The sequence below is a fragment of the Wenzhouxiangella sp. XN79A genome (assembly GCF_012272825.1).
Taxonomy (GTDB): Bacteria; Pseudomonadota; Gammaproteobacteria; order Xanthomonadales; family Wenzhouxiangellaceae.
On the sequence record NZ_JAAWWS010000149.1, the window covers coordinates 38,489 to 57,608 of the forward strand.

16 protein-coding genes are annotated in these 19,120 nt (G+C 67.9%); 3 read left to right on the forward strand and 13 right to left on the reverse strand.

Annotated features, from left to right (window positions below; translation table 11 throughout):
- The 13 genes from tuf to map all read right to left on the reverse strand — a co-directional run.
- Positions 1-1,160: elongation factor Tu (gene tuf, locus HFP89_RS09050; RefSeq protein WP_168716862.1), on the reverse strand; the 1,160-nt coding region annotated here is incomplete at its 3' end.
- Between the two features lie 22 nt (positions 1,161-1,182).
- Entirely contained in the window at positions 1,183-3,276 is a 2,094-nt protein-coding gene (gene fusA / locus HFP89_RS09055; protein WP_168717336.1) for an elongation factor G, read from the reverse strand.
- 15 nt (positions 3,277-3,291) lie between these two features.
- On the reverse strand, positions 3,292-3,762 hold the full coding sequence (gene rpsG / locus HFP89_RS09060) for a 30S ribosomal protein S7 (protein ID WP_168717337.1): 471 nt from the start codon (positions 3,760-3,762) through the stop codon (positions 3,292-3,294).
- Positions 3,763-3,807: 45 nt separating this feature from the next.
- Positions 3,808-4,182 carry a 30S ribosomal protein S12 gene (gene rpsL, locus HFP89_RS09065; protein WP_168717338.1) on the reverse strand — a complete coding sequence of 125 codons (375 nt, stop codon included), beginning with the start codon at positions 4,180-4,182 and terminating at the stop codon, positions 3,808-3,810.
- A 123-nt stretch (positions 4,183-4,305) separates the two neighbouring features.
- Positions 4,306-5,325, reverse strand: a complete 1,020-nt coding sequence (gene dusA / locus HFP89_RS09070; RefSeq protein ID WP_168717339.1) for a tRNA dihydrouridine(20/20a) synthase DusA — start codon at positions 5,323-5,325, stop codon at positions 4,306-4,308.
- On the reverse strand, positions 5,322-5,744 hold the full coding sequence (locus HFP89_RS09075; protein ID WP_168717340.1) for an FHA domain-containing protein: 423 nt from the start codon (positions 5,742-5,744) through the stop codon (positions 5,322-5,324). Before HFP89_RS09075 ends, dusA begins: the two co-directional genes overlap by 4 nt.
- A 16-nt stretch (positions 5,745-5,760) precedes the next feature.
- Complete coding sequence (gene truD / locus HFP89_RS09080; RefSeq protein WP_168717341.1) at positions 5,761-6,795, reverse strand: tRNA pseudouridine(13) synthase TruD; 1,035 nt, start codon at positions 6,793-6,795, stop codon at positions 5,761-5,763.
- Positions 6,788-7,192 (reverse strand): septum formation initiator family protein, encoded by a 405-nt coding sequence (locus HFP89_RS09085; protein ID WP_168717342.1) that lies wholly within the window; start codon positions 7,190-7,192, stop codon positions 6,788-6,790. Before HFP89_RS09085 ends, truD begins: the two co-directional genes overlap by 8 nt.
- Before the next feature lie 45 nt (positions 7,193-7,237).
- Complete coding sequence (gene dapE, locus HFP89_RS09090; RefSeq protein ID WP_168717343.1) at positions 7,238-8,377, reverse strand: succinyl-diaminopimelate desuccinylase; 1,140 nt, start codon at positions 8,375-8,377, stop codon at positions 7,238-7,240.
- Entirely contained in the window at positions 8,374-8,715 is a 342-nt protein-coding gene (locus HFP89_RS09095; RefSeq protein ID WP_168717344.1) for a Spx/MgsR family RNA polymerase-binding regulatory protein, read from the reverse strand. The genes dapE and HFP89_RS09095 overlap by 4 nt, the downstream gene beginning before the upstream one ends.
- A 17-nt stretch (positions 8,716-8,732) precedes the next feature.
- Positions 8,733-9,572 carry a 2,3,4,5-tetrahydropyridine-2,6-dicarboxylate N-succinyltransferase gene (dapD, locus tag HFP89_RS09100; protein WP_168717345.1) on the reverse strand — a complete coding sequence of 280 codons (840 nt, stop codon included), beginning with the start codon at positions 9,570-9,572 and terminating at the stop codon, positions 8,733-8,735.
- On the reverse strand, positions 9,569-12,265 hold the full coding sequence (gene glnD / locus HFP89_RS09105) for a [protein-PII] uridylyltransferase (RefSeq protein ID WP_168717346.1): 2,697 nt from the start codon (positions 12,263-12,265) through the stop codon (positions 9,569-9,571). Before glnD ends, dapD begins: the two co-directional genes overlap by 4 nt.
- Positions 12,262-13,050, reverse strand: coding sequence for a type I methionyl aminopeptidase (map, locus tag HFP89_RS09110; protein ID WP_168717347.1), 789 nt, complete (start codon positions 13,048-13,050; stop codon positions 12,262-12,264). Before map ends, glnD begins: the two co-directional genes overlap by 4 nt.
- Positions 13,051-13,215: 165 nt before the next feature.
- Between map and HFP89_RS09115 the strand changes: the two genes are divergently transcribed.
- Genes HFP89_RS09115 through prmC form a run of 3 tightly spaced genes read left to right on the forward strand, consistent with a single transcriptional unit; the run spans position 13,216 to position 18,481 of the window.
- Entirely contained in the window at positions 13,216-14,466 is a 1,251-nt protein-coding gene (locus tag HFP89_RS09115; RefSeq protein WP_168717348.1) for an efflux RND transporter periplasmic adaptor subunit, read from the forward strand.
- Entirely contained in the window at positions 14,463-17,627 is a 3,165-nt protein-coding gene (locus tag HFP89_RS09120) for an efflux RND transporter permease subunit (RefSeq protein ID WP_206212291.1), read from the forward strand. Before HFP89_RS09115 ends, HFP89_RS09120 begins: the two co-directional genes overlap by 4 nt.
- A 2-nt stretch (positions 17,628-17,629) precedes the next feature.
- A complete protein-coding gene (gene prmC, locus HFP89_RS09125) occupies positions 17,630-18,481 on the forward strand; it encodes a peptide chain release factor N(5)-glutamine methyltransferase (RefSeq protein ID WP_206212292.1) in 852 nt (283 codons plus the stop codon).
- The last annotated feature ends 639 nt before the right edge of the window (positions 18,482-19,120 follow it).

The window sequence follows — 19,120 nt, forward strand, 5'->3', positions numbered from 1 at the left end:
CCCACGGTCCGACCACCCTCACGGATGGCGAAACGCAGACCTTCTTCCATGGCGATCGGTGCGATCAGCTCGACCTGGATCTTCACGTTGTCGCCCGGCATCACCATCTCGACACCTTCCGGCAGCTCCACGGCACCCGTCACGTCGGTCGTGCGGAAGTAGAACTGCGGACGGTAGCCCTTGAAGAACGGCGTGTGACGGCCGCCCTCTTCCTTGCTCAGCACGTACACCTCGGCTTCGAAGTGCGTGTGCGGCGTGATCGTGCCCGGCTTGGCCAGCACCTGGCCGCGCTCGACGTCGTCACGCTTGGTGCCGCGCAGCAGCACGCCGACGTTGTCGCCCGCCTCACCGCGATCCAGCAGCTTGCGGAACATCTCCACGCCCGTGCAGGTCGTCTTCGTGGTGTCCTTGATGCCGACGATTTCCAGCTCGTCGCCCACCGTCACGATGCCGCGCTCGATGCGACCCGTCACCACCGTACCGCGACCCGAAATCGAGAACACGTCCTCGATCGGCATCAGGAACGGCTTGTCGGTGTCACGCTCCGGCGTCGGAATGTAGGTGTCCAGCGCCTCGACCAGCTTCATGATCGACGGCACGCCGATGTCCGAATCGTCGCCTTCCAGCGCCTTCAGCGCCGAACCGGTGATGATCGGGGTGTCGTCGCCCGGGAAGTCGTAGCTCGACAGCAGCTCGCGGACTTCCATCTCCACCAGCTCCAGCAGCTCTTCGTCGTCGACCATGTCCGCCTTGTTCAGGTAGACCAGGATCTGCGGAACGCCGACCTGGCGCGCCAGCAGGATGTGCTCGCGCGTCTGCGGCATCGGGCCGTCGGCCGCCGACACCACCAGGATCGCGCCGTCCATCTGCGCCGCACCGGTGATCATGTTCTTGACGTAGTCGGCGTGCCCCGGGCAGTCCACGTGGGCGTAGTGACGCGCGTCCGACTCGTACTCGACGTGCGCCGTCGCGATCGTGATCCCGCGCGCACGCTCTTCCGGCGCGTTGTCGATCTGATCGTAGGCGCGGAACTCGCCGCCACGCGCTTCCGCGCACACCTTCGTCAGCGCCGCCGTCAGCGTGGTCTTGCCGTGGTCGACGTGACCGATGGTGCCGACGTTCACGTGCGGCTTCGTACGTTCGAATTTAGCCTTGGACATTGGAACGATTCCTCTCGCGTTCTTATGCGGTTTTCTTGATGATTTCGTCGGCCACGCTGGACGGGGCCTCGGCGTAGTGCAGGAACTCCATGGAGTAGTTCGCGCGACCCTGCGTCATCGAACGCAGATCGGTCGCGTAGCCGAACATCTCCGAAAGCGGCACGTTGGCGCGGATGATCTTGCCCGACGCCGCGTCTTCCATGCCCTGGACCAGGCCACGCCGACGGTTCAGGTCGCCCATGACATCGCCCATGTAGTCTTCCGGGGTCACCGCTTCGACCTTCATGATCGGCTCGAGCAGCACCGGGCTGGCCTTCAACGCACCGTCCTTGACGGCCATCGAACCGGCGATCTTGAATGCCATCTCCGACGAATCGACTTCGTGATACGACCCGTCGAACAGGCTGGCCTTGACGTCGACCATCGGAAAGCCGGCCAGGCAGCCGTTCTGCAACTGCTCCTCGATGCCCTTCGCGACCGAGCCGATGTAGTCCTTGGGGACCACACCACCCACGATCTCGTTGGCAAACTCGAAACCGGCGCCTTCTTCCAGCGGTTCCAGCCGGATCTTGACGTGTCCGTACTGGCCGCGACCACCGGACTGGCGAACGAACTTGCCTTCGGCTTCGACGCTCTTGCGAATCGTTTCGCGATAGGAAACCTGCGGCTTGCCGACGTTGGCCTCGACCTTGAATTCGCGCTTCATGCGGTCGACGATGATGTCGAGGTGCAGCTCGCCCATACCGGCAATGATGGTCTGACCCGATTCTTCGTCGGTATGGACCCGGAACGAGGGGTCTTCCTGCGCAAGCTTCTGCAGCGCAATGCCCATCTTCTCCTGGTCGGCCTTGGTCTTCGGCTCGACGGCCACGGCGATCACCGGCTCCGGGAACTCCATCCGCTCCAGCGTGATCACGTCGGACGGATCGCACAGCGTGTCGCCGGTGGTCACATCCTTCAGACCGACCGCCGCGGCGATATCGCCGGCGCGGACTTCCTTCAGCTCCTCGCGCGAATTCGAGTGCATCTGCAGCAGGCGACCGATCCGCTCCTTCTTGCCCTTGACCGGGTTGAGGACGGTGTCGCCGGCACTGATGACGCCCGAGTAGACACGGAAGAACGTCAGCGAGCCGACGAACGGGTCGGTGGCGATCTTGAACGCCAGCGCCGCGAACGGCTCGTCGTCGGAGGACTTGCGGGTGCCTTCCTCTTCGTTCTCGAGGACGCCGCGAATGGCCTTCACCTCGGTGGGCGCCGGCATGTACTGGACGATCGCATCCAGCAACGCCTGCACACCCTTGTTCTTGAATGCCGTACCGCACAGCACCGGAACGATCTCGTTGCTCAGGGTGCCGGCACGCAGGCCTTCGATGATTTCTTCCTGGGTCAGCTCTCCGCCTTCCAGGTACTTTTCCATCAGCGCCTCGGAGCCCTCGGCGGCCGACTCGACCATGAACTCATGGGCGGCGCGGGCTTCGTCGAGCAGCTCGGCCGGGATATCGCGAGCTTCATAGGTCGTACCCATGTTCTCGACATCCCAGTAGATGGCCTTCATCTTGACCAGGTCGACCACGCCCTCGAAGTCTTCCTCGGCCCCGATCGGAATCTGGATGGGCACCGGACGAGCACCCAGCCGATCCTTGATCTGAGCGACCACGCGAGTGAAGTTCGCACCGGTTCGATCCATCTTGTTGACGAACGCCATCCGCGGCACTGCGTACTTGTTGCCCTGGCGCCAGACGGTCTCGGACTGCGGCTCGACGCCGCCGACCGCGCAGAACACCGCCACGGCACCGTCGAGCACGCGCAGCGAGCGCTCGACCTCGATCGTGAAATCGACGTGGCCCGGGGTGTCGATGATGTTGATCCGGTACTCCGGCCAATCGCTGTCCATGCCGTTCCAGAAGCAGGTCGTCGCAGCGGAGGTGATCGTGATGCCACGCTCCTGCTCCTGCTCCATCCAGTCCATCACGGCATTCCCATCGTGCACCTCGCCGATCTTGTGCGAGATGCCGGTGTAGAACAGGATGCGCTCGGTCGTCGTGGTCTTGCCCGCGTCGATATGGGCCATGATCCCGATGTTCCGATAGCGCTCGATTGGGGTCTTGCGGGGCACGATAGACTCCGGGTCTTACCAGCGGTAGTGGGCAAAAGCCTTGTTGGCTTCGGCCATGCGATGGACATCTTCCCGCTTCTTCACCGCGTTGCCGCGCTCTTCGGCGGCATCGAGCAGCTCACCGGCCAGGCGCTTGGGCATCGACTTCTCGCCGCGCTTGCGGGCGAAATCGATGACCCACCGCATGGCCAGGGTCTGGCGGCGGCGCGGACGGACTTCGACCGGCACCTGGTAGGTTGCACCACCGACGCGGCGGGACTTGACCTCGACCGCCGGAGCGACCGCGTCCAGCGCCTTCTCGATCAGCTCGATCGGATCGGCATGACCCCTGGCCTGAATCTCGTCGATCGCACCATAGACGATGCGCTCGGCGACGGACTTCTTGCCGTCCATCATCACCATGTTGATGAAGCGGGTCAGCAGCTCGCTGCCGAACTTCGGGTCCGGCAGGACGTCGCGGTGGAAATTGGAATGCTTGCGGGACATAGAAAAATTCCGTGATCAGTGACGAGGTTCGTGCGACCTTCCCGGTCAGCTCTTCGGCTTCTTGGCGCCGTACTTCGAGCGACCCTGGCGGCGATCCGAGACACCCGCGGTGTCCAGGCTGCCGCGCACGGTGTGGTACCGCACACCCGGCAGGTCCTTGACTCGACCGCCGCGGATCAGCACGACCGAGTGCTCCTGCAGGTTGTGGCCTTCGCCGCCGATGTAGCTGGTGACCTCGTAGCCGTTGGTCAAGCGCACACGCGCCACCTTGCGAAGCGCGGAGTTCGGCTTCTTCGGGGTGGTGGTGTACACGCGCGTGCAGACACCGCGCTTCTGCGGCGAGGCCTCGAGGGCCGGCACGTTCGACTTGTACTGTTTCGGGCGCCGCGGCTTGCGGACCAGCTGATTGATCGTCGCCATTTTTTCCAAACCTGTAGAAAACAAACGACAGACCGCGCATGGACGGTCTGCCGAAGAACGAGAATGTTAGAGGGTTTACGTCGCCGTGTCAATAGGATCACGGCGTTGAAACACACTGGACGGCTACCCGCAGGCGCGCTCCGGAGTCGACCCTGCCGACGCCGGCAGGAATTCCTGCAGCAGCGCCGGCCCGGCGCCGTCGCGATGCATGTTCTGGCTCAGCCCGCGCCGCCATCCACGGGCGCCCGGCTGACCGTGAAACAGGCCGAGCAGGTGCCGGCCGATCGCCTGCAGCCGCACGCCGCGCTCGCCCTGCATGCGTTCGGCGTACTCGACCATTCGTTCGACCACCTCGGCGCGGTCGGCCGGCGCGCTGCCCGGCACCAGCGCCTCCTGCAGTTCGACCAGGATCCACGGGTTCTGGTAGGCCGCACGACCGAGCATCACGCCGTCGAAGCGCGCCAGCGCGGCCCGGCAGGCGGCGGTCTCGACCAGGCCGCCGTTGAGCACCACCCGAAGCCGGGGAAAGGCCTGCTTGAGTCGGGCCACGCGATCGTAGTCCAGCGCGGGCACTTCACGATTCTGTTTCGGGCTCAGCCCGCTCAGCCAGGCCTTGCGGGCATGCAGGATGAAGGTGTCGACGCCGCTGTCGGCGACGATTTCGACGAAGCGGTGCAGGAAGGCTTCGCTGTCATGGTCATCGACACCGATCCGGGTCTTGACCGTCACCGGCACATCGACGGCATCGCGCATCGCCGCGAGGCCGTCCCGGACCCGCTCCGGCTCGAGCATCAGGCAGGCCCCGAAACGTCCTTTCTGGACCCGGTCCGACGGGCAGCCGCAGTTCAGGTTGATCTCGTCATAGCCCCACTCGGCGCCGATCCGGGCCGCTTCGGCCAGTTCGTCCGGCTCCGAGCCGCCGAGCTGCAGCGCCACAGGGTGTTCGGCCGGATCGAAGCCCAGCAGGTAGTCGCGATCACCGTGCAGCACGGCGCCGGTGGTGACCATTTCGGTGTACAGGCGCGCGGAGGGCGCCAGCAGGCGATGGAAATAGCGGCAGTGGCGGTCGGTCCAGTCCATCATCGGCGCCACGCACAAGCGCCAGTCATCGGACCGCTTGCCGTGGGCCGCTGTCCCGCTCATCCGGCCGGACCCGCTCCGGGACCGGCCAACCACCACCAGCCGGCCGTTGCCGCAGCGGCCGCGGCCAGCGCGGCGGCGATCCAGCCGACCGGACCCGGCCCCGCGCGCGGCGCTGCGACCGGTTCGAGCACGCGAGCCGGCTTCAGACCCGGCGCCTGCAGCACGAAGCGCAGGGTCTCCAGGCGAATCTCGTCGCCGGACTCCAGCCCGCGGCGCGCGACCACCTCGCCATTGATCTCGACCCGCCCCTCGGCGTCGAGCACCAGCCCGCCCCCGTCCGGGCGAATCACCGCGTGGCGGGGCGCCAGCGCCGGATCGCGGATGTCGGCGTCCTCGGCCGAACCCAGCACCAGGCCGTCGCCGATCTCGAAGGTCCGGCCGGTCAACGGGCCGGAGGCGCCTTTCAGTCGGTAGATCATTGCTGCGTCCACTGCGTCATGAGCCAACCAGATCGTGGCTGGCGTCAGTATAGTCAAGCACTTCGCGCAGCATCGCCGTTGCGTAGCAGCCGGCCCGCAGGCCGAAGCTCAGGCGCAGCACGTCGTCCGCGGTCCAGCGCCATTCAAGGGCCAGCACGCGCATCCTCAGCGGCCGGCGCTCGCCCGACAGCCCGAACCGCTCCAGCCCTTCGACCAGTTCGGCGTGGGCGGCCAGCACGTCCTGCTCCAGCGCCGCGACCTGGCCGGTCGGCGCGCTTCCCCCGCGGCCGACCAGCGGGCCGCTGGGGTGGAGGTCGAGCCGCTCGGCGCGCTCGACGAGTTCGGCGTCGATGGCCTCAGCGGCGAAGGTCGAGCGGCTGCCGTCGAGCATGACCAGTTCACCGGGCTGCGGCCGGTTCCAGCTGCCGTCGGCCAGGCGTGCTTCCAGCACCTTGTTGAAGATCAGCGAGCGCGCCGCGGACAGGTAGAAGCCGCGCTTGGCGCGCGACGGCTTGCGCCGCAGTTCGCCGCGGAACAGCCGGTAGGCCCTGGCGATGTTGTTGCCGCCGAAGCGCTGTTCCCCGAAGCCGTTCGGCACCCCCCCGGCGGCGATCCGGCTCAGCCGGTCATCGATCGCGGTCCGCTCGCCGTCGACCCCGCGCAAGGTCAGATCGAAACCGTTGCCCGCCAGCCGGCCGCGCTGGATCTTGCGCGTGTGGCGGTCGACGGACAGAACGCGCATCCGCTCGTCCGACCAGTCGGAAACGTCGGGATCGACCCGGCCGGGCAGCTGCACGGTAAACGGCTGGCGGGTCACCGCGTTGCGGTCCTTCAGTCCGGCGAAGCCGACCGCGCGCAGCGGCACCCCGGCCCGGTCGGCCAGCGCACGCGCCACGTCCAGGGTGTTCATCCCGCGCTTCTCGATTTCCAGCCACAGGTGCTCCCCGGAACCGCTGGGCGTGTAGCCGGTGTCCTCGATCACGCGGAAATCTTCCGGCCGTTCGCGGATGCGTCCGCGCCCGACCGGACCGCCCCAGGCAAACTCAACCATCGTCGGTGGGCGGGTCGGGGTCGGGCCGGTCATCCAGCGCCGGCCGGGCCTCGGACGCGCCGCCGACCGGATCGGGCGCGGCGGGCAGCCCCTCGAGCCGGCGCAGCGCCTCGGCCTGTCCCTCGGGCAGGTCCTCGGGATCGACGACCAGGTAGAACCGTTCGCCGTCGCGAACCAGGCCGAGTTCGGCCCGGGCGCGTTCTTCGACCGCCTCGAGGCCGCTCTTGAGGTCGGCGACTTCGGCCGCCAAGGCGTCGTTGCGCTCGCTCAGGCCCTGGTTCTGGTCGAGCTGGGTCTCGACCTGGCGCATGAGCTCTCCGATCTGACCGTACTGGCGCCAGAGCTCGACCTGGAGCATCAGCAGCAGCGCAACCAGGATCGCGATCACGATGCGCATGGGCGGCCTCCGGAACTCATCCGTGCAAGTGTATCGCCGCGGCGCTCACGACGGCCTGGCCAGCAGGCGATCGAGTACGCCCCGGTAGACCGTCGGCAGCCGTTCCAGGTCGGCGAGGTCGACACACTCGTCGACCTGGTGGATGGTCCGGTTGACCGGCCCCAGTTCGACCACCTCGATGCCGCGCGGACCGAAGAACCGTCCGTCGCTGGTGCCGCCGCCGGTATCCGGCCTGGGATCGACGTCCAGCACTTCGCGGCAGCTGGCCGCGACCGCGTCGAGCAGCGCGCCGCGCGCCGGCCCGAACGGCGCACCGGAAATCCGCCAGTCCAGCGACCAATCGCCCGGGGCGTGCTCCTCGACCAGGGCCAGGACCCGGGCCTCCAGCATGCCGGCCGGCGAATTCGGATTGTGGCGCAGGTTGAAGCGGATCTCGACCTCACCGGGCGTGACGTTCTCGGCCCCGGTGCCGGCGCGCAGGTTCGACACCTGCAGCCGGGTCGGAGGAAACGCCTTGTCGCCGTCGTCGAATCGCATCGCGGTCAGCGCGGCCAGCAGCGGCGCAACGCGATGGACCGGATTTTCGGCCGGGTCGGCATAGGCCGTGTGCCCCTGCACCCCGCGAACCCGCAGTACCGCCTGCAGACTGCCGCGGCGGCCGATCCGGATGACGTCGCCCAGCCGCGCCGAACTCGAGGGCTCGCCGACCAGGACGTGATCGGGCAGCTCGCCGCGCTCGGCGAGCTGTTCGACGACCTTGACCGTGCCGTCGACAGCCGGCCCTTCCTCATCGGACGTCACCAGCAGCGACAGCGTCCCGGCATGGTCGGGGTGTGCGGCCAGAAAGCCTTCGACCGCCACGACCATCGCAGCCAGCGAGCCCTTCATGTCGGCCGCGCCCCGTCCGTACAGCCGGCCGTCGCGCTCCTCGGGCTGGAACGGCGGTGACGACCAGGCGTCCTCGGGCCCGGCCGGGACCACGTCCGTGTGGCCCAGCAGCAGCAGGTGCGGGGCGCCGTGGCCGTGGCGAGCCAGCAGGTTGTCGACCTCGCCGAAACGCATTCGCTCGAGCTCCATGCCGGCGGCGGCCAGGCGGTCGGCCAGCAGGGCCTGGCAGCCGGCGTCGTCGGGCGTGACCGAGGCCCGCTCGATCAGTGACCGGGTGAGTTCGGCGACCTCGCTCATGCCGTCAGCCAGTCACGCACGGCCGGCGTGAAGCCGACCCGGACCTCGCCGGCCCGCTCGAACACCGGCCGCTTGATCAGCGTCGGGTGCGCCTCGAGCACCGGCAGCACCGCCTCGGGCTCCATCGCCGGACGCTCGTTCTCGGGCAGCTCGCGCCAGGTCGTCGAACGTCGATTGACCAGCGCCTCGGCGCCGACCGCGTCCAGCCAGCGCTCCAGGTCGGCGCGGACCACGCCGTCGGCGCGCAGGTCGACCCATGTCGCTTCGATGCCCTGCTCTCCCAGCCACCTGCGCGCCTTGCGGCAGGTATCGCAGCTGTTGATGCCGTGGATCTTCATCGGGACTCCTGAAAGGTTCAGTCGGAGCGCGCCTGGCGCAGCAGTTCATTGACCGAGGTCCTGGACCGGGTCCGCGCATCGACCTGCTTGACGATGATCGCGGCGTTCAGGCTGTGGCTGCCGTCGGCGGCCGGCAGGCTGCCGGCGACCACGACCGACCCGGCCGGGACCCGCCCGGTGGTGATCTCACCGGTCTCGCGGTTGTAGATCCGGGTGCTCTGGCCGATGAACACACCCATGCCGATCACCGCGCCGGCCTCGACGATGACGCCCTCGACGACCTCGCTGCGAGCGCCGATGAAACAGCCGTCCTCGATGATGGTCGGCTGCGCCTGCAGGGGTTCGAGCACGCCGCCGATGCCGGCCCCGCCCGACAGGTGGACGCCAGCGCCGATCTGGGCGCAGGAGCCGACCGTGGCCCAGGTATCGATCATGCTGCCCGGGCCGACCCACGCGCCGATGTTGACATAGCTCGGCATCAGCACCGCATCGGGGGCGACGTGCGCGCCCTGGCGAACGGTGGCGTCGGGCACCAGCCGGGCGCCGCTGGCCTCGACCGGGTCGTCGTCGCCGGAAAAGCGCAGTCCGACCTTGTCGTAGTAGCGCCGCGCGCCGTCGTGCATGACCCGGTTCGGCGTGATCCGGAAATGCAGCAGGATCGACTGCTTCAGCCACTCGTGCACGATCCACCCGTCGTCGCCCGGCGTGGCCACGCGCAACTGGCCGCGCTCGAGGCCATGCAGCACGGTATCGACGGTGTCGCGCAGATCGGGAGGGCAGCGGCCGGGGGCAAGCGTCTCGCGCTCGGCCCAGGCCTGTTCGATCAGGGCCTGGTGTCGGGAATAGTCGGTCGTCATCGGTGGCTCTCGGAGGTTTCGACGGACGGCCGGGTCTCGGCCGGATCCAGCCGCGCGCGCAGCCGGGCTTCAAGGTCGCGGGCACGCGCGTCGTCCAGGGCGCGCCCGTCGCGGTCGGAAATGGTGAACACGTCCTCGACGCGCTGGCCGAAGGTGGCCACCCGCGCGTCGTGCAGGCGCAGGTCGGCGGCCAGCAGCGCCTCGGCGATGGCCGACAGCAGCCCCGGCCGATCGGTGGTCGCGATCTCCAGACGGGTCAAGCCGCCGGCCGGTTCCATCGTGATCTCGGCGCGGGTCAGGAAATGGCGCAGGCGTCGCGGTATCGGCCGACCCGGCAACGCGCGGATGTCGCGCCGACCCAGTTGCTCCGACAGCGCCCGCTCCAGCCTGGCGGTATCGGACGGATTCATCGCGCCGCCGTTGGCGTCCATCAACTGGAAGATGTTCCAGCTTCGATGATCGCGGGTGGTCGCGATCCGGGCGGCCAGCACGTTGAGCTCCATCCGGTCGAACTCGCGCGCCGTGATCGCGAACAGGCCGTCGAAGTCGCCGGCATGCACGAACACCTCGCTGATGCCCTTGTCCGGCAGGGCGCGGCAGGCGACGAACGGACGCTGTTCGGTGCCCAGCACCCGCCCGGCCGACCAGGCCAGCTGGTCGGCGTCGAGCCGGGCCAGCCCGTCGATCGGCAACTGGTCGATCAAATCGTCGACCGCGCCGGCTTCGAAGCCCCGATCGAGCAGCAGCGCGCGCGCCTCTCGACGGACTTCGTCGGCCAGCTCGGCGCGGTCCTGAAGCCCGGCCTCGCCCTCGGCCAGCCGCTCGCTGGCCGCGTTGTACAGCTCCCAGAGCAGCGAATCCTTCCACGAATTCCAAAGCTTCGGGCGGGTCGCGGCAATATCGGCCACGGTCAGGACATACAGGTGATCGAGTCGACGCTGCCCGACCACCGCGCGGGCGAACTCGTCGATCACCGCCGGATCGGTGATGTCGCGGCGCTGAGCCGTCATCGACATCAGCAGGTGGTCCTCGACCATCCAGACCACCAGGTCACGGTCGGCCTGCGGCAGGTCGAGCCGGTCGAGGAAGGCCCGCGCATCGTCGGCGCCCAACTCGGAGTGGTCGCCGCCCCGGCCCTTGGCGATGTCGTGGAACAGCGCGGCCAGGTACAGCACCTCCGGCCGCTCGATGCGTCGGAACACCGACTGCACGTGGGCGAAGGCCTCCGGGTACTTGCCGTCGGCGATCCGGCGCAGGTTGCGAATGACGAACAGAATATGCTGATCGACAGTGTAGACATGGAACAGGTCGAACTGCATGCGGCCGGTGATCGCGCCGAAGGCCGGCAGCAGTGCGGCCAGCACCCCGTAGCGGCTCATCCGCTCCAGCTGCGAGTACACCCTGCGCTCGCGCCGGAGCAGGGCAAGAAAGCGGCCGAGGTTGGCCGGCTCGTTGCGGAAGTCCTCGTCGATCAGGTACAGGTGTTCGCGGATCAAGCGGATCGTCGAGGCGCGGACGCCGCGGATCCGGTCGTCGTCGGCCAGCACCAGGAACAGCTCGAGGAGCAGTTCCGGGCGCCGGACGAAGGCCTGCTCGTCGACCAGCTCGAGATAGCCGTGGGTCACCCGGAAGGTCGCGTCGATGGCGTAGGACGGCAGGTGGGTGCGGCCGGCCAGCAGTTCCTCTTCGAAGATCTGCAGCAGTTGTTCGTTGAGTCGCTCGATCCGCATCACGGTGCGGTAGTAGGTCTGCATGAAGGCCTCGACGGCGGCGTTGCCGTCCGGATCATCGAAACCGAAGCGCGCGGCCAGCTTGCGCTGGTAATCGAACAGCAAACGTTCCTCCGCCCGCCCGGCGATCTGGTGCAGCGCCCAGCGGATGGCCCACAGCCGGTTGCGCGACTCGACCAGTTCGTCGTGCTCGCGCTCGGTCAGGAAATCGTGCTCGACCAGGCCGTGCAGCGTCGAGGTGCCGAAATGTCGATGGGTGACCCAGGCGATCATCTGCACGTCACGCAGTCCACCGGGTCCGCTCTTCAGGTCCGGCTCGAGGTTGTAGACGGTGTCCTCGTGCTGATCGTGGCGCTGCTGCTGTTCGTCGAACTTGGCGGAGAAAAAAAGATTGGCCGGCCACAGCGCCGGCGCGTCGGTCGCCTCGCGCATGGCCTGGAACAGGCTGCCGTCGCCGTCGAGCAACCGCGACTCCATCAGGTTGGTCGCCACGCCGACGTCGTCGCGCGCGGCCGCGACGCACTCGGCAACGGTCCGCACGCCGTGGCCGGGATGCAGATCGGCATCCCACAGGACCCGGATGAAGTCTTCCAGTGCGGCGATCGGCTCATCGGCCGCACGGTCGCCGGGGTCCGGACGCAGGATCAGCAGGTCGGTGTCGGAATGCGGATGCATCTCGCCGCGGCCGAAACCGCCGACCGCAAGCAGCTCGAGCCGCGCCTGGCCCGGAATCAGGGCCCGCCAGGCGGTCAGCACCAGCTGTTCGATGACCCAGGCGCGGGCCCGGACCAGTTCTCGGATGTCGGTGCCGACGGCAAAGGCATCGGCCAGCACCGAGTCGGCTCGCCGACGGGCCTCGCCGAGCGCGCGCGACAGCGCGTCTGCATTCGGCTCGATGGCCTGAAGGGCCTGCAGGTCGAGGCAGTTGCGGGATGCCGGCGGCGCCAGCAGGCGATCGATCACAGCGGATCGTCGGGCAGCCGGGTCAGCACGTCGACGCCGTCGTCGATGACCGCCATCGTGTGCTCCCACTGCGCCGAAAGACTCCGGTCCCTGGTCAGCACGGTCCAGCCGTCGGCCAGCAGTCGGGTGCCCGGCTTACCCAGATTGACCATCGGCTCGATCGTGAAGGTCATGCCCGGTTCGAGCACCACGCCGTCACCGGGCCGGCCGTAGTGCAGCACCTGCGGCGGCTCGTGGAAGACCCGCCCGATGCCATGGCCGCAGTATTCTCGGACCACCGAGCAGCGCTGCCCCTCGACATAGCGCTGGATGAGGTGGCCGATGTCGCCGAGCGTAACGCCCGGGCGCACCGCTTCGATGCCGATCACCATGGCTTGATGGGCGACCTCGCAGATGCGGCGCGCCTTGATCGACGGCTCGCCGACGTAGAACATCTTGCTGGTGTCGCCGTGCCAGCCGTCCTGGATCACGGTCACGTCGATATTGACGATGTCGCCGTCCTTGAGCACCCGGTCGCCCGGGATGCCGTGACACACGACGTGGTTGACCGAGGTGCAGATCGACTTGGGAAAGCCCCGGTAGTTCAGCGGAGCCGGGATGCCGTTCAGTTCGTCGACGATGTAGGCATGGGCGATCGCGTCCAGCTCACCGGTGGTGATGCCGGGGCGGACGTGTTCGCGCAGCATCGCCAGTACGCTCGCGGCCTGCTGGCCGGCCACGCGCATGGCCTCGATCTCGTCGGGGGTCTTGAGCTGGATGCCGTCGGGCTTCGGACGGGAGTGCATGCCGCTGTCGCTGGTTGGAAACGCCTCCTAGTGTAGCGTACCGGTGGCATTCGGCACGTGGCGACCGTCGGCGATCCATGCCTTCCGGCACTCGTGCGGACTCACCCGGGCGTGAAACAATTTGCCGCATTTCCAGCAACGTCCCCGACGACCGGACCCGTTTCCATGCCACGAAGTCTCCGCATTCTGCTGCCGATCGCCATTCTCATCGCCGCGGTCCTGCTGTTCGGGCTGATGGTTTCGAAGAACGAACGACCGGAACGCCGCGCCCCGGACCAGGCCGCGATGCTGGTCGATGCGATCCATCCGGCGATCAGCCAGGACCGATTCATGATCGAGGCCCAGGGCACGGTCCAGCCGAAGACCCGAACGACGCTGGTTTCCGAGGTCGCCGGCCCGATCGTCTGGATGTCCGACGACTTCATCGCCGGCGGCCTGTTCGAGGCCGGCCAGGACCTGGCCCGGATCGATCCCAGCGACTACGAGGCCGCACTGCTCGCCGCCGAGGCCGAACTGGCCGCGGCCCGCGCGACGCTGGCCGACGAGCAGGCCCGCTCCGATGCCGCTCGCGAGGATTTCCGCCGCCTCTACGGTGATGCGCGCGAACCCGGCGACCTGGTCGTGCGACTGCCGCAACTGGCCCGCGCCGAGGCCGCCGTGCAGGCCCGGGAGGCTGCGGTGATGCGCGCCCGGCGCGACCTCGAGCGCACCCGCATCCGTCTGCCCTACGATGGCATGGTGATCCGGCGCGACACCGACCTCGGTCAGTACGTCACCCCCGGCACGACGCTGGGCGTGGCTTTTGCCACCGATCTGGCCGAGGTCCGGCTGCCGATGTCGGATCGCGAGCTGTCGTTCCTCGACCTGCCGACCCGAGCCGAGCGCGACGGACTGCAGCGGCCGGTCACGCTGACTGCCACCGTCGCCGGCCGGCCGGCTTCCTGGTCGGCCACGCTGGTCCGTACCGAGGGCGTGGTCGATGAGAACACCCGGCTGACCTATGTGGTTGCCGAGATCGAAGACCCGTACGCGCTGGCGCCGGACAGCGACCATCGCTCGCTGCCCATCGGCACCTATGTCGAGGCCGCGATCCCCGGTCGCGACTCGACGGGGCTGATCGTACTGCCGACCGAGGCCGTGCATGGCGGCAACCAGGTCTACCTGGCCGACGCCGACGACCGGCTGCAGGTGCTGACCGTCGACATCGTGCGCAAGACCACCGACCGGGTCTACATCGACAACCGGATCGGCGCGGAGGATCGCATCGTCACCACCGCGATTCCGGCCCCGGTGCCGGGCCTGCAGCTCCGGGTCCGCGAGCCCGAAGCGGCCGAACCGCGGCTGCAGATCCTGCCGGCCGCCGAATTGACCGCAGCGGCCGACGACGAGGCCGACGACGACGAGGACTCGCCGTGAACGACCGTGGCTGGTACGGCAACATCATCGCCTGGTTCGCGCACAACGCGGTTGCGGCCAATCTGCTGATGGCCGGGCTCGTCGCCGGCGGCGTCTGGTCGGCGATCACGATCACCAAGGAAGTCCAGCCGCAGATCGTGCTCGACTCGATCACGGTGACCGTCCCGTACCGCGGCGGCACGCCCACGGACGTCGAGCAGGGTGTCCTGATCAAGATCGAAGAGGCGATCGAGGACGTCGAAGGCATCGAGGAAGTGGTGGCCACGGCCCGTGAAGGCTCGGGCACGGTCCGGATCGACGTGCTGACCGACTACGACGTGCTCGAGGTCCTCGATGAAGTCAAGAACGCGGTCGATTCGATCGCGACCTTCCCGGCCGAGACCGAGCGACCGATCTACAACCGACCAGCGTTCACCCGCGAAATCATCTACGTCAGTGTCTTCGGCGATGTGCCCGAGCGAACGCTGAAGGAAGTCGCACGGCAGCTCCGCAACGAAATCGTTGCCCTGCCGGACGTGGCCCAGGCCGACCTGCTCGGCGCACGGCCCTACGAGATCGGCATCGAGGTGCGCGAGGAAACCCTGCGCGCCTACGGCCTGACCCTGGCCGAAGTGGCCAGTGCGGTGCGCGCCTCGTCGCTGGATCTGCCCGGCGGGCGGATCGAGGCGGCCGGCGGCGACATCCTGGTCCGCAGCGTCGGCCAGGCCTACGTCGGCCGCGATTTCCAGGACATCGTGGTCCGGAGCAACCCGGACGGCTCGCGGGTCCTGCTGAAAGATGTCGCGGAAATCAACGACGGTTTCGTGGAAAGCGAGCGGTACGCACGTCACAACGGCGAGCCGGCCATCGCGATCCGCGTGGTCAGCACCGGCGGCCAGGACGCGCTGGCGGCCTCCGAGGCAACCCGCCGGTTCATCGAGGAGCGCCAGCAGACGCTGCCCGACGGCGTCAGCGTGGCCTGGTGGGCCGACTCGGCCTACTACCTGAAGGACCGGCTGAGCATGATGACCAAGAACCTGCTGGCCGGCGCGCTGCTGGTGTTCCTGATCCTGACGCTGTTCCTGCGCCTGAAGCTCGCCTTCTGGGTAATGATCGGGCTGCTGGTGGCGTTTGCGGGAACGATGCTGGCGCTGCCGCTGGTCGGGGTGACGATCAACCTGGTCAGCCTGTTCGGCTTCCTGGTCGTGCTCGGCATCGTGGTCGACGACGCAATCGTGATCGGCGAGTCCTCGTATACCGAGATCCGAAGCAAGGGCCACTCGGTCGAGAACGTCATCAACGGCACGATGAAGGTCGCGGTGCCTGCCACCTTCGGCGTCCTGACCACGATCGCGGCCTTCGCGCCGATCCTGATGGTCGACGGCGTGTCCGGTCAGTTCTTCGCGCCGATCGGCTGGGTCGTGGTCATCGCGCTGTTCATGTCGCTGATCGAATCGAAGCTGATCCTGCCGGCCCACCTGGCCCACATGAAGGTCGCACCGCGGGGCGCGTCGAGACCGAATGTGCTGGTCCGGATGCAGCGTCGGGTTTCCGAAGGCATGCACCAGTTCGCCGATCGCTTCTACCTGCCGTCGCTGGCGGTGATGCTGCGCAATCGCTACACCGCACTGGCCGGTTTCGTCGCGGTGCTGATCATCTCGATCGGCTTCGTCGCCGGACCGTTCGTGCGCGTGGCCTTCTTTCCCGACGTGGCCGGCGATTTCATGCGCGTCGAGCTGCAGATGAACGAGGGCACGCCGGCCGAAATCACGCACCAGGCCATGGATCACCTGTCGAACTCGCTGGCCCGGGTCGACGAGCGGATGCAGGAAGAATTCGACCTCGAGCAACCGGTCGTGCGCACCCGCTACATGTGGTCCGGCTCGGAGACCTCGGGCAACATCCTGGTCGAACTGCACAAGACCGAAGATCCGAGACTCAACGTGACCGACATCGAGCGCCGCTGGCGCGAAGAGGTCGGCCAGATCGTCGGCGCGCGCGCACTGCAGGTCGGCGGCCCCGGCGGTCCGGGCGGCAACAGCCCGGACATCTCGTTCCAGCTGGTTGGCCAGGACATCGGCCAGCTCGAATCGGCGGCGGCCGAGCTCGAGACCGCGATCCGGCAATTCGAAGGCACCTACGACCTCCGCAACAGCTACGAGGTCGGCCTGCGCGAGCTTCAGATCCGGATCAAGCCCGAAGCCGAGGTGCTGGGCCTGAGCCAGCAGATGCTGGGCCGTCAGGTCCGGCAGGCCTTCTTCGGCGAGGAAGTCCAGCGCATCCAGCGCGGCGAGGACGACGTCCGCGTGATGGTCCGCTACCCGCTGGAACAGCGAAGCTCGGAGGGCTACCTCGAAAACATGCGCATCCGCACTCCGAGCGGCGAGGAAGTGCCGTTCGGCGCGGTCGCCGAGATCGTCGAGGGCACCAGCCCGTCGGCGATCCGCCGCTACAACGGCGAGCGTTCGGTCAGCATCACCGCGCGGGTCGACAAGGATCTGGCCGAACCCGGCGCGATCATCACCGACCTGCGCCAGAACATCCTGCCGAGGATCCTGGCCGGCCACGCCGGCGTCGACGTTCGCTTGTCGGGCCAGACCCAGGCCCTGCAGGACATCCGGCAGCAACTGTTCGCCGGCACGCTGTTCGCACTGTTCATGATCTACGCGCTGATCGCGATTCCGCTGCGTTCCTATCTGCAGCCGCTGCTGATCATGTCGGTGATTCCGTTCGGTATCATCGGCGCGGTCTTCGGCCACCTGCTGCTCGGCTACCCGGTCAGCATGATCAGCATCTTCGGCATCGTCGCGCTGGCCGGCGTGGTGGTCAACGACAGCCTGATCCTGGTCGACTTCGTCAATCACCACCGCAAGCAGGGCGAGTCGCGCATCGAGGCCGCACTGAAGGGCGCTCGGGCCCGGTTCCGACCGATCATCCTGACCTCGGCGACCACCTTCCTCGGCCTGGTGCCGATCGTGTTCTTCGAAAAAAGCCTGCAGGCGCAGAGCGTGATCCCGATGGCCATCTCGCTGTCGTTCGGCATCCTGTTCGCTACCGTCATCACCCTGGCGCTGATTCCGATCCTCTACCTGATCGGCGACGATCTGACCGGACTGCTCCGGCGCCGCGCCGAACGCCGCCGGGGCTCCGGATTCACCGACGGCGAACAACCCACCGCCTGACCGTGACCGATCCGGCCACAGAGGACGGCTCCGGCAACCGCCTCGACGCCCTGTTCCGGCGCGTCGCTCACCTCGTGCCGCCCGCAGAGCAACGACAGCTGGCGGGCCGGATACTCGGCCGGACCACCGCCTGGGTCTTCGCCCACGAAGACCATCGCCTCGCTGCAGCCGAGGCGGCGCGATTGACCGCCCTGCTCCGCCGCCGCGCCGCCGGCGAGCCCATGGCCTACCTGCTCGGACGCCGCGAGTTCTACGGGCGGGACTTCGAAGTCACCCCGGATGTCCTGATCCCGCGACCCGAAACCGAACACCTGGTCGAAGCCGCGCTGGCTTCCACTCAGAGCGCCAAGGCCCGCGTCGTCGACGTCGGCACCGGCTCCGGCTGCATCGCGCTGACGCTGGCCGCCGAACGGCCGGACTGGACAGTCATCGGCAGCGACCTGAGCGCGGCCGCGCTGGCCGTGGCCGAACGCAACCGCCTGCAGCTCGGCATCGATTCGGTGCGCTGGCACCGCGGTGACCTGTTGACGGGCCTGGACGGCCCGTTCGACACGATCGTAAGCAACCCGCCCTACGTGGCCGCCGGCGATCCGCACCTCGATCGCGGCGACCTCCGGTTCGAGCCGCAAACGGCCCTGACCGACGGCGCCGACGGCCTGGCCCTGATCCGCCGACTCATCAGCGAGAGCAGACCGGCGCTTGCACCCGGCGGCTGGCTGTGGATCGAACACGGCCACGACCAGGCCGCGGCAGTGCGCGAAGCGTTCGAGCAGCAAGGCTACGAAGCACTATCGAGCCACCGCGACCTGGCCGGCATCGAGCGGATCACCGGCGGTCGCCGGGCGCGCGACTGATCGCCTTCCGGCCTGCCGTCCCCTCGCCAGCACTTTGCACTGCGACCGGTCGGGCAGCCGCTTTCGGGCAGCGACGGTGGGCCGGTGATCCGACCGTGGTCGGGCTCGTTCCGGCTGCGGGGTCCAGTGGCCCCGGATGCAACCCAGAAGCCAGGGCCAGGCCGATCTGTCGCTGATCGGCCACAGGCTTCGGCTGTAAGGTGGTTTGCTTTCTTCGCGTCTTGCTGGAGCCGCGTCTGGCGGCTGTGCCGGGGTTCGGGCTACAGGCGTTTCGCCACGCGGACTTCGTCCGCTTTCTGGCGACCTACTTTTGTCAGTCGCGACAAAAGTAGGCAAAAGCGCTCTTCAAAGGCGGCTGAACGCGAAGGGGTTTCCGGACTGTGTCGGTGGGCCGGTGGTCGGACCGCGCCTTGGCTCACTCCGGCTGCGGGTTACAGTGGCCCCGGGTGCATCCGCGAAGCCAGGGTCAGGCCGAGCCGTCGCTGGTCGGCCACAGGCTTTGGCTGAGAGGTGGTCTGCTTTCTTCGCGTCTTGCCGGAGCCGTGTCTGGCGGCTGTGCCGGGGTTCGGGCTACAGGCGTTTCGCCACGCGGACTTCGTCCGCTTTCTGGCGACCTACTTTTGTCAGTCGCGACAAAAG